The organism is Actinocrispum wychmicini (genome assembly GCF_004345645.1).
Taxonomy (GTDB): domain Bacteria; phylum Actinomycetota; class Actinomycetes; order Mycobacteriales; family Pseudonocardiaceae; genus Kibdelosporangium; species Kibdelosporangium wychmicini.
The window spans coordinates 954,107-966,118 of sequence record NZ_SLWS01000001.1 but is presented as its reverse complement, the minus strand read 5'-3'; the positions used below and the strand labels follow the sequence as shown (position 1 = coordinate 966,118).

Below are 12,012 nucleotides of genomic sequence, written 5' to 3'. Positions count from 1 at the left end.
CCTTCGCTCCGCGGTCACCCTAACGACTAGCGCCCCTGGTTCGCCACCGCTTTGATCGCGTCCGTCGCCGCGTCCGGATCCAGGTACGTGCCGCCCGGGTTGGTCGGCCGCAGGTCGTCGTCCAGGTCGTAGCGCAACGGGATGCCGGTCGGGATGTTCAACCCCGCGATCGCCTCCTCGGACACGCCGTCAAGGTGCTTCACCAAGGCGCGCAACGAGTTCCCGTGCGCCGCGACCAGGACAGTCCGGCCCGTGCGCAGATCCGGCACGATCGACGAGTCCCAGTACGGCAGCAGGCGGGCCACCACGTCCTTCAGGCACTCGGTCAGCGGAGCGTCCACACCGGCGTACCGCGGGTCACTGTCCTGACTGAACTCGGAACCCGGCTCGATCGGCGGCGGCGGCGTGTCGTACGACCGGCGCCAGAGCATGAACTGCTCCTCGCCGTACGTCTCCAGAGTCTGTTTCTTGTTCTTGCCCTGCAACGCACCGTAGTGGCGTTCGTTCAGCCGCCAGTCCCTGCGAACCGGAATCCAGTGCCGGTCGGCCCCGTCCAACGCCAGGTTCGCGGTGGCGATCGCCCGCCGCAGCAACGACGTGTGCACCACATCCGGCAACAGGCCGGCATCCCGCAGCAACTCGCCGCCGCGACCAGCCTCCCCCTCACCCTTGGCCGACAAAGGGACGTCCACCCACCCGGTGAACAGGTTCTCAGCGTTCCACACGCTCTCGCCGTGGCGGAGCAACACAAGGGTTCCAACAGCCATGCCCCAAAGCCTGCCATGCCCCACCGGTTTCACCCGAACAGGGCAGCCAGATAGCTGCGTTCGGGCCACCCATCCACACCCAGTTGACCGGCAACCCCAGCCCGAAACACAACCGTTATTGATTTTCTTGTTTCAAACCCGAATGGGGTAGCGACCAGGCTTGAGATCCGACCCTCTGTTCTGCCAAGTTGACAAGGCTTCCGCCGACCGGCTCCCACGCACTCCCCGGTTGACGGCGGCGATCCGCGGCTCGTCTCCCCTGTCGAGCCGCATCCCGCATGACACGGTGAGGTGCCCCCCGCCACACCGAGTGCGGGACCTGTGACACGGGGCGGCTTGAGAACGCGACTCCCCCTCGCTCAAGCCGCCCTGTGTTTAATTGTCCTCGCTCCGCTCGGACGGGTTTGGCCGCCGGAAGCCGATCATTTCCACCCCAGCCCACGCGACCGACATCTTCGCTCGGGGCTGGCCACCGCTGGGCTTGGGGCGATGTCGGGCGTGTTCTGGGGCGTAAATGACCGGCGCGGCCAAACCGGGACTGGTGTCGGCGCGGCTGCTGAGGACCGGTCCCTCCCTCCGCTGAGGATTCACCTCCTCTGTCGCGGACTCGGTCTCTTTCCCCAAGGATCCGATCCCCTCCCCTCCGGGGGACCGGATTCTCCGTTCTAGGCTGTTTTGGGCTTTCGGCGCTTGCGGCGGATGTAGAGGTAGGCCGCTCCTGGGATGGCTAGGGCTATCAGGAAGGGCAGCATCGCTCCGAGGGCCGCGCCGATGCCGTTCAGTACCTTTCCGAAGGCTGTCCAGCCGCCGGCGAGTCCACTCAGGAAGCCGGGGTTGTCCGGCTTCTCTTCCACCGGTTTGGTTGGTGGTGGGGGTGTTCTGGTCACTTCCAGGACCACTGTGGACAGTGCTACTTGGCCACCGAGGGCGGTTCGCCTGCTTTCCATGGATTCCAGGTCGGCTTCCCGGCGGGTCAGTTCGCTTTCCACCTGGGCCACTTCGTTCACGCTGGCCGCTTTGGCCAGCAGCGCTCGCATCCGGTCCACGCTGGCTCGTTGCGTGGCCAGTCGGGCGTCCAGGTCCACCACCTGGTCGGTCACGTCGTCGGCCTGCTTGTGCTGGGCCTTCACGGTGCCCAGCTTGGCCAGCTGTTCGAGGGCGGCGTCGAACTTGTCGGCCGGGACACGCAGGGTGACCGAGGCCTTGTCGCCGCCGGACTCCTCCTGGCCGGTGAAGCCGTTCAGGCTGGTGGCGATCCCGCGCGCGCTGACAATGGCGCCCAACGGGTCGCTGTCCACGGACATCTCCATCCGCGCGGTCTGCACCAGCTGACGGTTCTGTACGGGCGCGCTTGCCTGCTGCTGTTGTTGCGGCGCGCTTTGCTGGTCCTGGGCTCGCGGCGGCGCTGCCCCGCCGGCCTTCCCACTGGCCGCCTCGGGCGCCGCCAGGCTCGCGTTGGAGCCGCTGGAACCGCTGCTGCACGCCGTCACCCCCAGAAGCAGCGCCCCAGCGAGGAGTAAGCCACTCGTTCGTCTGCTCATGCGCCAAAGACGGGACCGCGTGGGAATCCCGTTGCAGCACTCAGATCACGAGTCAGACACTCGTTGGTCTCTGGCCGGTTTCGTCAGGTGTTCGAACGCCTTCAGGTTCGCCAGCGATTCGCCCCGGGATGTCCGCCACTCCCACTCACGTCGGATCGACGACGCGAAGCCGATCTCCAACAACGTGTTGAAATCGTTGTCCGCGGCTTCCAGGACCTGGCCAAGCAGCCGGTCTATCTCGTCCGGGGTGACGGCGTGCAGGCCGATCCGGCCGAGCAGGTAGATGTCGCCGACCGCGTCGATGGTGTAGTGGACGCCATAGAGCTTCGCGTTGCGGTGCAACAGGAAACGGTAGACCGCCTCCTGTTCTTCGTCCGGGCGGCGGCACACGAACGCTTCGACGACCAGCGCGTGCTCGCCGATGATCAGCCAGCAGTTGGTCTGTAGCTTCTTCGTTCCCGGCAGGGTCGCGAAGAACCGGTCGGGTTCCGGTTCGGTGTAGACGATCCCATGATCGTCCAATGTGGACCTGATCACCGCTGCCAGACTCACGAAGCGACCTCCGCCTGCTCGGACACCTCCCGAAACGCTACCCCGGCCCGCATGTACGCGCCGACCAGCTCGTCGGTCGTCCGGTCCCACGAGAACGCCCGCGCGTGCGACACCGCGCCGGCACCCAACACCGCACGCAGCTCAGGGGAGTTCAGCCGAGTCAAGGCGTCCGCCCACATGTCCGCCGAATGTCCCGGCACCAACAGACCTGTAACGCCGTCACGGACCGCGACACGTAAGCCACCGACGTCCGTGGCCACCACCGGTGTGCCGCACGCCTGCGCCTCCAGGGCAACCAGCCCGAACGACTCGTTGTGGCTCGGCACGGTGACCACGTCCGCGGCCAGGTACACCTGGGCCAGCTCGGGCCCGGCCTGCGGCGGCAGGAACCGGACGACGTCCGAAATGCCCAGGTGGGCCGCTAGTTCCTGCAACGCCCGCGGTTGTTCGAGGCCGGTCCCTGACGGGCCACCGACGACCAACACCACCAGGTCGGACCGGTTCACGTCGCCTCGGCGCAGCACCTCTGCGGCGGCCCGTAGGAGCACGTCCGGGCCTTTCAACGGCTGGATCCGGCCGACGAACGCGAACACCGTCGCGGACGCCGGAACGCCGAGGCGCGCCCGCGCGTCCGTCCGCGAGCCGGGCTGGAAGCGAGCCAGGTCGACGCCGGGGGACACCGTGCAGACTTTGGCCGGGTCAGCGTCGTAGCGGTGCAACAGGTCGTTGGCCTCCATGTCGGTGTTCGCCACCAACTGGTCGGCCTGGTCGACCACCTGCTGTTCACCGATCTCCCGCGACCGCGGTTCCGGCGTGTCGCCATCCGCGAGCGCCGCGTTCTTCACACGCGCGAGCGTGTGCGCGGTGTGCACGAGCGGGACGCCCCAGCGGTCCCGGGCCAGCCACCCCACCTGGCCTGACAACCAGTAGTGGGAGTGCACGAGGTCGTAGAAACCGGCCTCGTTGTTCGCCTCGGTCTGCAGGACGACCGCGGTGAACGCGCACAGCTGGGCCGGCAGCTCGGTGCGATCGAGCGGCTCGAACGGCCCGGCGGGGACGTGCCGGACGAGCACCCCCGGGGCGAGTTCGGCCACCGGCGGCAGGTCCGACGACGTCGCCCGGGTGAAGACCTCGACCGCGATGCCCCGCTCGGCCATCCGGGTCGCGGTCTGCGCGATGTACACGTTCATGCCGCCCGCGTCGCCGGTCCCGGGCTGCTCAAGCGGTGACGTGTGCACCGAGAGCAACGCGACCCTTCTTGGTGGGCGGAGCCACACCGTCACGTTTCCGCCTCCCTGTGGGCGAACCCCAACAGCATCTCGTCGAACTCCTCGGTGCGTTCGGCGAAGGGCATGTGCCCCACCTCATCGAACCAACGCAACTCAGCCCCTGGAATCTTCCCGTGCGCATATGTCGCGGCCAAGGGGTCGATCACGGCGTCCAACCGGCCATGCGCCACCAGGGTCGGCACGGTGATCGCCGACAGCACCTCCGCGTTGTCCACGTCACGACGCAGCAAAGCCTTCCTGACCTGCCGCGGAACCCGCAGCGAGTCCCCAACGACGCGCTGTTCCACCGCGCCGGACAACCTCGTCGCGGACATCGCGCGGGCGAATCCGATGAACGCCGAAGCGGCCACTTCGGCATCTTCGGCCAGGGCGTCGGGCATCGCGGCCCGCATCGCCGGGCCGATCCGGGCACCCGGCCGGTCCCGGCCGATCTCGGTGGACGCGCCGACGAACACGATCCCGGCGAGGTCAGCGTCACCATGGATGCGCAGGTAGTCGGCGATGACCGCGCCGCCGTACGACCAGCCGACCAGGACCGCCGGCCGGCCGACGAGGTCGATGACCGCCTGGATGTCGTCCGCCCAGGCGCGAGGATCGTCGTATCCGCCGGCGATGTCCGGTACGTCCGAGGCGCCGTGGCCACGCAGGTCCACGGCCGCCAGCCGGTAGCGGCTCGTCAGCGACGGATCGGTCAGCTGGGCCGACCAGGCCGCGCTCGACTGCGCCCAGCCGTGGACGAGGACGATCGCGGGCGCGTCCTGCGGGCCCGCCACACGCACGGCCAGCCGGACGCCGTTTCCGCCGACGACCTGCCGCAGGGTCACTTCAGGGCTGACATGCTCTTCCACTTGTCCCACGAGAACAGCCAATCATTGACGTCCGACGTGGTGGGCATGTTGGCCTTGGCACCGGTCACCTCGACCGGGTCGCCGATCAGCGAGGAGTCGAACAGCGCCTTCGCATCCACCTCAAGCAGGTTCACGCAGCCGTGCGAGGTGTTGTTCTTGCCGATGTTGGCGCGGTTCTCCTCGTTCTCATGCAGGTACTCGCCGTGGTTGGAGATCCGCAGCGACCACTTCTTCTTCACGTTCGTGTACCCGTAGCGCGGGTTGGAGAAGTCGCCGATCGGCTCCCTGGTCATCACGATCATGGTGCCGTTCGGGGTGTTGCGGTCCGGGTCGGCGTCCGAGCCGTTGCTCGACGGGTACGTCGCCGCCAGCGCGCCGTCGCGGTACACCTTCAGGTTGTGGTCCGGGGTGTTGACCTTGATCACCTGGTTGCGGCCGATGGCGTACTTGCTGGTCACGTCGGCCTTGCCGAAGCCGTTGCCGAAATCGACGCCGTAGAGGTTGGCGGACACGTTGACCTTGGTGTTCGCCGGCCAGTACACCTTGGGCCGCCAGTCCACCTGGGTCGGCGACAGCCACGCCCAGCCGCCCTCCACCTTCGTCGGCGAGGTCTCCACCTTCAGCGCCTTCTCGACCGCGGCCCGGTCCTTCGGCGCGAAGCCGTCCTGGAACTTCACGCTGATCGGCATGCCGACCCCGACGGTCGCGTTGTCAGTCGGGTTGACGGTCGCGCGGGCGGTCTTCGCCGGGCTCATGGTCGTGAACGACCCCTTGAGCTCCGCCGGCTTGTTGTCGCTGCCGGTCGCGTGCGCGGTGTACGTGTACGTCTTGCCGAACGCGAGCCGTTCGGTGTTCGCCCAGCTCAGCTTGTCCGGCGTGGTCGTCCCGGCGACCTGCTTGCCCTCCGGGTTGGTGACCGCGACATCGGTCAGCTGGCCGTCCGATACAGTGATCTTGATCGGCTTGAGGACCGGCACCTCCTTGGCGTCCGGCCCCGGGTCGGCGGCGATCTTCGCCTTGGGCCCGGAGTCACCGCCACCGGTGTCGCCGCTGGGCTTGTCGCCGACACCGAGCGGAACGCCCGAGTTCGACGAGGTGCAGCCCGCGAGGGCGAACACGCTGAGCACGAACGCGCCGACAATGGTTCTTCGACCTGCTCGCACGCTGTCACCCCTCCGTATCACGACACTCCCACTGTAAAGACGTGTCAAAGAGATCGCGGTGCAGACTATGTGACGGTAGTCACATGGAACAGCCCACCAGGACCGGTTCGGCCGCCAACTCCACCCCGAACACCTGGTCGACGCCGTCCCTGACCTCACGGGCGAGGGACAGCAGGTCGTCCGTGGTGCCGTCGCCCCTGTTGGTCAGTGCGAGGGTGTGGCTGTGGGAGAGGGCGACTCGGTTGCCGGGGCCGGGGTGGCCTTTGGGGAAACCGGCCCGTTCGATCAGCCAGGCCGCCGACAGCTTGCCGCCGGGGTACTGCGGGATCCGCACGTCCGGGCCGACCTGGGCGCGGATCCGGGCAAGCGCCTCGGTGAGGTGCGGCTCAGGCAGGACCGGGTTGGTGAAGAACGATCCGGCGCTCCACGTGTCGTGGTCGTCCGGGTCGAGCACCATTCCCTTGCCGCGGCGCAGGTCCAGCACGGACTGCCGGACGTGGGCGACAGGCACCCGCTCGCCCGGGGCGACACCGAGGGTGTTCGCCAGTTCGGCGTACCGGATCGGCGCGGACAGGCCACTGTCGGCCAGCTGGAAGCGCACGCGCAGCACGACCGCGCGGTCTGTGCCCTTCAACACACTCGTGCGGTACGCCAGGCCCAACTGGTCAGCGGTCAGCGTCCGTACCTCGCCGCTGGCGCGGTCGAGCAGGTCGACCGACACGAGCACCTCGGACACCTCGACGCCGTACGCGCCTACGTTCTGCACGGGCGTCGCGCCGACAAGCCCGGGGATGCCCGACAGGCACTCGATGCCGCCGAGGCCGGCCCGTACCGTCTGTTCGACGACCGAGTCCCAGCTCTCGCCGGCCTCCGCGGTCAGCTGCACCGAGCCGGATGTGCTGTCCATGCCCACGCCTTTGCTGGCGATGTGCACGACCGTGCCGTCGAATCCCTTGTCGGCGACGAGCACGTTCGACCCGCCGCCGAGCACGAGCAGCGGCTCGCCCGCGGCGTCGGCCGCGCAGACCGCGTCGACGACTTCACGGGCGCTGGTCGCTTCGATGAACCTCGCCGCCGGTCCGCCCAGGCGCAGGGTCGTGTACCCACTCAGGTGGGTGCCGATGGCGGGACGCGAGGTGGTCACGGGCGTCAACGGTAACCTCCGGTTCATGCCTAGCCGTATGGAGCACCGGGCGAGCTTCGCCACCCCGGCCGACACCGTGCACGCCGCGCTCGTCGACGAGGCGTACCTCGCCGACCGGCTCCAGGCCCTGGGCGGGACGAACGCCTCCGTCATGGACCGCGCGGAGCACAATGGTGAGGTGACGTACCGGGTGCGCCAGGGGCTCGCCGCGGATCATCTTCCCTCAGCCGTCCGAACCCTGCTGAAGGGCGACCTCGTCGTTGACCGGACCGAGACCTGGCGGGCCGACCGCACCGGCACGGTGACCGCCACGATTCCGGGTGTACCAGGGGAGATCACCGGGAAGTCCACTTTGTCCGACACCGCGGACGGGTCGACCTGGGTGACCGAACTGGAGATCCGGGTGAGCATCCCGATCGTCGGCGGCCGGATCGAGAAGGCCATCGGCGAGCAGGTCGTGAAGCTGCTGGCCAACGAGGCCGCGTTCACCGAGAAATGGCTCGCCCGCCAAGGCTAGCCGCGGGCCGGGCCCGCGCGTTGGGGGTGCCGACGCGCGGCACCACGAACCCGAACCGGCTGCGCAAGGTGGACCGCTGGATCGTCGCCACGCACACAGCCCTGCTCAGGACCGTCGCGGACCCCCTCGTGGTCGACCTGGGGTACGGGTCGTCGCCGGTGACCACAGTCGAGTTCGCGGCCCGACTACGGACTGTCGCGGACGTCCGGGTGCTCGGCCTCGAACTGGATCCGGAACGAGTCGAGGCCGCCCAAGCCGCGGCCGACCCGCCCAGACTGGAGTTCCGCCGCGGCGGGTTCGAACTCGCCGGGACGCGACCGTTGCTGCTGCGGGCTTTCAACGTGCTGCGTCAGTACACAGAGGAGGATGCGGCGCAGGCGTGGACCACCATGCTGGGCCGGTTGGCGCCGGGTGGGCTGCTCGTCGAGGGAACGTGCGACGAGATCGGCCGACGATGCTGTTGGGTGACGCTGTCCAAGGTCGGCCCGTTGACGTTCACGTTGGCGTGCCTGCCTTCCGACATCACCCAACCGTCCGATTTGGCCGAACGACTGCCCAAGTCCCTGATCCACCACAACGTTCCCGGTCACCCCGTGCACGACCTGCTGACCGCGATGGACACCCACTGGGCCGCGGCGGCCCCACTGAGTCCGTACGGTCCACGCGCCCGCTGGGTGGAGACGGTCCGACGGCTGGCCGAGGACTGGCCGGTGCTGGATACCCGCAGGCGCTGGCGGCTGGGTGAAGTGACCCTGTCCTGGTCGGCCGTTGCCCGCTAGGCTCGAACCAGTGGAGCATGAGACTTATCTGGCACACATCGCCGAACAGTCCGACGCACTGCGCGCCGCCGCAGGCAAAGCCGGCCCGGACGCCCAGGTCCCAACATGTCCCCAGTGGACAGTCCACGACCTGGTGAGCCACATCGGCGGAGTGCACGCCCTGGTGTGCGCCGCCCTGGAGCGGAAACCCGAGGACACCCGGCCGAAGCTCCCGGTCCCGCCCACCGCCTGGGAAGACCTGCTGACCTGGTGGGACGAGCAACGCTCGACGATGGTCGAGCGCCTGCACGACGACCCGGCCAAGCGAGTGTGGTCCTTCCTCCCGGAGCTGGGCTCGGTCGGCTGGTGGGCCCGCCGCCAAGCCCACGAGACAAGCATCCACCGCCTGGACGCCGAACACGCCGTGAACAACGCGGTCCCCACCCTGCTGTTCGACTCCGAGCACGCCGCCGACGGCATCGACGAGATAGTGGTGACGATCTCACCGTTCATGGTCAAGCGCAGACCCCCCGAAATCGACGGCACCCTGCTGGTACACGCGGCGGACGCCGGCCGGGCCTGGCTACTCAAAGCGGAAGGCGGAAAGGTGACAGCAGGCCCAGTGCCGGACGCCGGAACCGACGCGGACGCCAACCTGGTCGGCACAGCGGACGCGGTCTACCGAGCAGCCTGGAAACGCCCCAGCACCGCGATCTACACCGGAAACCCAGAACTCCGCCACACCATCAACGGAGGCTGAAAAAGAAGGCGAAGAAGGGCCAGCTGAACAAAGAAAGGCTGCGCGAGGCGAGAAGCGGAGGAGTAAGAGGGATAGGCCAAGCGAAGTTCGGTTACCGGGAACAGAGCCAAAAGCCGGCCAGGCGACAGCCAAAGACGAGAAGCGGAGCAAGAGAAGTAGCCAAGCGAGGTTCGGTCACCGAGCGCAGCGCCAAAAGTCAGCTACCCGGCGGCCAAAGACGAGAAGCGGAGTGGGAGAGGTAGCCGAGCGGAGGCTTGGTTACCGGACACAGGGCCAAAAGCCGGCTACGCGGCAGCCCAAGATGAGAAGCGAAGTAAGAGAGGTAGCCGAGCAGAGGCTCGGTCACCGGACACAGAGCCAAAAGCCAGCCACGCGGCAGCCAAAGACGAGAATCGGAGCAAGAGAAGTATGCCGAGCAGAGGCTCGGTCACCGAGCGCAGCGCCAAAAGCCGGCCACACAGCAGCCAAAGACAGGAAGCGGAGTGAGAGTACGCCGAGCGGAGGTTCGGTTTTACATGGGGCGTGGTGGTTTTAAGCTGGCTGCGGCGGCAGGCCCAAAAGACGCCCCAGCGAAGAACCTGGGGGAATGAACCAGAGAACCCTTGGCCTGCCGGCGTAGTCGGCTTGCAACCGCCGCGGGGGTCCCCATGTCAAACCGAACCGGTGGTGGGCTGCCGAACCGATGGTGGCCCAACCGAACCGGCGGTGGGCCGGTCACCCCGAATCAGTAGTGGGCCAGCCGAACCAGCCTAGGCCGGGAGTGTGCCCCCGGGCTAGTCTGCCCGCATGACCCAGCCCCAGCGCCGGTACGTGATCACATTCGGCTGTCCGGACCGGACCGGGATCGTCGCCCGGATCTCCCAGTTCCTCGCCGACGCCGGTGGGTGGATCGTGGAGGCGGCGTACCACACCGATCCCGAGACCGGGTGGTTTTTCACGCGGCAGGAGGTGCTGGCCGAGTCGTTGCCGTTTGACGTCGCCGAGTTGCGGGCGCGGTTCGCTGGGGTGGTGGCCGAGTTGGGCGGGGAGGGCAAGGTCGCGGACACCGGGCGGCGGCAGCGGGTCGTGTTGTTGGTGTCCAAGGAAGGGCATTGCCTTTACGACCTGCTTGGCCGGGTCGCTTCCGGTGAGCTGGACGTCGATGTGGCCGCGGTGATCGGCAACCACGAGGATCTCGCGAGCATCACGCGGGCGCACGGGATTCCGTTCCACCACATCTCGTTCCGCGAGGACAAGGTCGCCGCGTTCGCCGAGGTCCGCTCAGTGGTGGACGCGGCGGAGCCGGACGCGATCGTGCTCGCGCGGTTCATGCAGATCCTGCCCAGACAGCTGTGTGAGGCGTGGGCCGGGCGGGCGTTGAACATCCACCACAGCTTCCTGCCGTCGTTCGTCGGGGCCAAGCCGTACCACCAGGCGTACCAACGGGGTGTGAAGCTGATCGGGGCGACTTGTCACTATGTCACCGCCGAGCTGGACGCCGGGCCGATCGTGGAACAGGACGTGATCCGCGTCGGCCACGGCGACAGCGTGCGGGACATGGTCCGCAAGGGCCGTGACATCGAGAAGGTCGTGCTCGCTCGGGGTCTGCGGTGGCACCTGGAGAGCCGCGTTCTCGTGCACGGCAACAAGACTGTTGTGTTCTAGAGACGCACCAGCATCTTGCCGGTGTTCGCGCCGGCGAGCATGTCCATGAAGGCCTGTGCGGTGTTCTCGAAACCGTCCACAACGGTCTCCTGGTACTTCAGCCTGCCGTCGGAGATCCACGGCCCGACTTCGGCGCGGAATTCCGCCAGCAGGTCGTAGTGGTCGAGGACCAGGAAGCCTTCGACGCGCAGCCGCCAGCCGACGAGCTTGCCGAGGTTGCGCGGACCGGGTGCGGGGTTCTCGTTGTTGTACCCGGAGATCGAGCCGCACAACGCGGCCCGGCCGTTCACCTTGAAGTTGTCGATCGCGGCTTCCAGGTGGTCGCCGCCGACGTTGTCGAAGAACACGTCGATGCCGTCCGGCGCGGCCTGGGCGAGCAGATCCCGCACGTCGCCGTCGCGGTAGTTGAACGCCTCGTCGAAGCCGAGTTCTTCCTTCAGGTAACGGACTTTCTCGGCCGAACCGGCGCTGCCGACGACCCGTGACGCGCCCCGGAGCCGGGCGATCTGGCCGGCGACCGACCCGACCGCGCCGGCGGCGCCCGACACGAACACCACGTCGCCTTCCCGCACGGCGGCCGTCCGGACCAAGCCGGTGTACGCGGTGAGCCCCGGCATACCGAACACTCCCAGGTACGCACCGAGCGGCGCGGCATCCGGGTCGATCCGCTCGACGTCGCCCGCCCCGAGCAGCGCGTACTCCCGCCACCCCAGGTTGTGCAGAACAGTGTCACCGACCCGCACGGAATCCACTGTGGACGCGACCACCTCGCCGACGGCCCCGCCCTGCATCACCTTGCCGACCTCGTACGGCGGCGCGTAGGACTTGACGTCCCGCATCCGTCCCCGCATGTACGGGTCCACGCTCAGGTACAGGTTGCGAACCAGCACCTGACCGTCGCCCGGAGTGGGCACCGGCACGGTCGCCAGCTCGAAGTTGTCCGGCCGCGGCGTGCCCTCCGGCCGGGCGGCCAGGCGGAACTCCCGCGCGTTCTCAGGAATGCTCATGCCTGGCACAACTTCGCCGGTG

12 protein-coding genes are annotated in these 12,012 nt (G+C 68.1%); 4 read left to right on the top strand and 8 right to left on the bottom strand.

Translation table 11 applies throughout. The features are described 5' to 3' along the window. Positions 1 to 26 precede the first annotated feature (26 nt). The 7 genes from EV192_RS04860 to EV192_RS04830 all read right to left on the bottom strand — a co-directional run bounded on the left by EV192_RS04860 (position 27) and on the right by EV192_RS04830 (position 7,331). The gene (locus tag EV192_RS04860; protein ID WP_132111465.1) at positions 27 to 767 is read right to left on the bottom strand and encodes a phosphoglyceromutase; all 741 of its coding nucleotides are present in this window, start codon (positions 765 to 767) and stop codon (positions 27 to 29) included. 665 nt (positions 768 to 1,432) lie between these two features. Next, the gene (locus EV192_RS04855) at positions 1,433 to 2,308 is read right to left on the bottom strand and encodes a DUF4349 domain-containing protein (RefSeq protein ID WP_132111463.1); all 876 of its coding nucleotides are present in this window, start codon (positions 2,306 to 2,308) and stop codon (positions 1,433 to 1,435) included. Positions 2,309 to 2,353: 45 nt separating this feature from the next. Then, positions 2,354 to 2,860 carry a type III secretion system chaperone family protein gene (locus EV192_RS04850; RefSeq protein ID WP_132111461.1) on the bottom strand — a complete coding sequence of 169 codons (507 nt, stop codon included), beginning with the start codon at positions 2,858 to 2,860 and terminating at the stop codon, positions 2,354 to 2,356. Beyond that, positions 2,857 to 4,143 carry a D-inositol-3-phosphate glycosyltransferase gene (gene mshA, locus EV192_RS04845; RefSeq protein WP_243726633.1) on the bottom strand — a complete coding sequence of 429 codons (1,287 nt, stop codon included), beginning with the start codon at positions 4,141 to 4,143 and terminating at the stop codon, positions 2,857 to 2,859. The genes EV192_RS04850 and mshA overlap by 4 nt, the downstream gene beginning before the upstream one ends. Next, entirely contained in the window at positions 4,140 to 4,997 is an 858-nt protein-coding gene (locus tag EV192_RS04840; RefSeq protein ID WP_243726632.1) for an alpha/beta fold hydrolase, read from the bottom strand. Before EV192_RS04840 ends, mshA begins: the two co-directional genes overlap by 4 nt. After that, complete coding sequence (locus EV192_RS04835) at positions 4,970 to 6,160, bottom strand: L,D-transpeptidase (protein ID WP_132111459.1); 1,191 nt, start codon at positions 6,158 to 6,160, stop codon at positions 4,970 to 4,972. The genes EV192_RS04840 and EV192_RS04835 overlap by 28 nt, the downstream gene beginning before the upstream one ends. Positions 6,161 to 6,239: 79 nt before the next feature. Next, a complete protein-coding gene (locus tag EV192_RS04830; protein WP_132111457.1) occupies positions 6,240 to 7,331 on the bottom strand; it encodes a UDP-N-acetylmuramate dehydrogenase in 1,092 nt (363 codons plus the stop codon). Here EV192_RS04830 and EV192_RS04825 point away from each other — a divergent pair. The 4 genes from EV192_RS04825 to purU all read left to right on the top strand — a co-directional run bounded on the left by EV192_RS04825 (position 7,330) and on the right by purU (position 10,983). Further along, on the top strand, positions 7,330 to 7,821 hold the full coding sequence (locus EV192_RS04825; RefSeq protein WP_132111455.1) for a DUF2505 domain-containing protein: 492 nt from the start codon (positions 7,330 to 7,332) through the stop codon (positions 7,819 to 7,821). The two genes, EV192_RS04830 and EV192_RS04825, sit on opposite strands and share 2 nt — an antisense overlap. Then, positions 7,800 to 8,600: a class I SAM-dependent methyltransferase gene (locus EV192_RS04820; protein WP_132111453.1), complete on the top strand. Its 801-nt coding sequence runs from the start codon at positions 7,800 to 7,802 to the stop codon at positions 8,598 to 8,600. The genes EV192_RS04825 and EV192_RS04820 overlap by 22 nt, the downstream gene beginning before the upstream one ends. Before the next feature lie 10 nt (positions 8,601 to 8,610). Next, the gene (locus EV192_RS04815; RefSeq protein WP_165960212.1) at positions 8,611 to 9,339 is read left to right on the top strand and encodes a maleylpyruvate isomerase family mycothiol-dependent enzyme; all 729 of its coding nucleotides are present in this window, start codon (positions 8,611 to 8,613) and stop codon (positions 9,337 to 9,339) included. Positions 9,340 to 10,125: 786 nt separating this feature from the next. Continuing rightward, positions 10,126 to 10,983 (top strand): formyltetrahydrofolate deformylase, encoded by an 858-nt coding sequence (gene purU / locus EV192_RS04810; RefSeq protein WP_132111449.1) that lies wholly within the window; start codon positions 10,126 to 10,128, stop codon positions 10,981 to 10,983. Here the strand turns inward: purU and EV192_RS04805 are convergent. Beyond that, entirely contained in the window at positions 10,980 to 11,990 is a 1,011-nt protein-coding gene (locus tag EV192_RS04805; RefSeq protein ID WP_132111447.1) for an NADP-dependent oxidoreductase, read from the bottom strand. The genes purU and EV192_RS04805 overlap by 4 nt on opposite strands. Positions 11,991 to 12,012 lie beyond the last annotated feature (22 nt).

What these genes read in the sequence shown, in the direction of transcription:
- EV192_RS04860 (WP_132111465.1), bottom strand. Translation starts at nt 767, where the DNA reads ATGGCTGTTGGAACCCTTGTGTTGCTCCGCCACGGCGAGAGCGTGTGG.
- EV192_RS04855 (WP_132111463.1), bottom strand. Translation starts at nt 2,308, where the DNA reads ATGAGCAGACGAACGAGTGGCTTACTCCTCGCTGGGGCGCTGCTTCTG.
- EV192_RS04825 (WP_132111455.1), top strand. Translation starts at nt 7,330, where the DNA reads ATGCCTAGCCGTATGGAGCACCGGGCGAGCTTCGCCACCCCGGCCGAC.
- EV192_RS04830 (WP_132111457.1), bottom strand. Translation starts at nt 7,331, where the DNA reads ATGAACCGGAGGTTACCGTTGACGCCCGTGACCACCTCGCGTCCCGCC.
- EV192_RS04820 (WP_132111453.1), top strand. Translation starts at nt 7,800, where the DNA reads ATGGCTCGCCCGCCAAGGCTAGCCGCGGGCCGGGCCCGCGCGTTGGGG.
- purU (WP_132111449.1), top strand. Translation starts at nt 10,126, where the DNA reads ATGACCCAGCCCCAGCGCCGGTACGTGATCACATTCGGCTGTCCGGAC.
- EV192_RS04805 (WP_132111447.1), bottom strand. Translation starts at nt 11,990, where the DNA reads ATGAGCATTCCTGAGAACGCGCGGGAGTTCCGCCTGGCCGCCCGGCCG.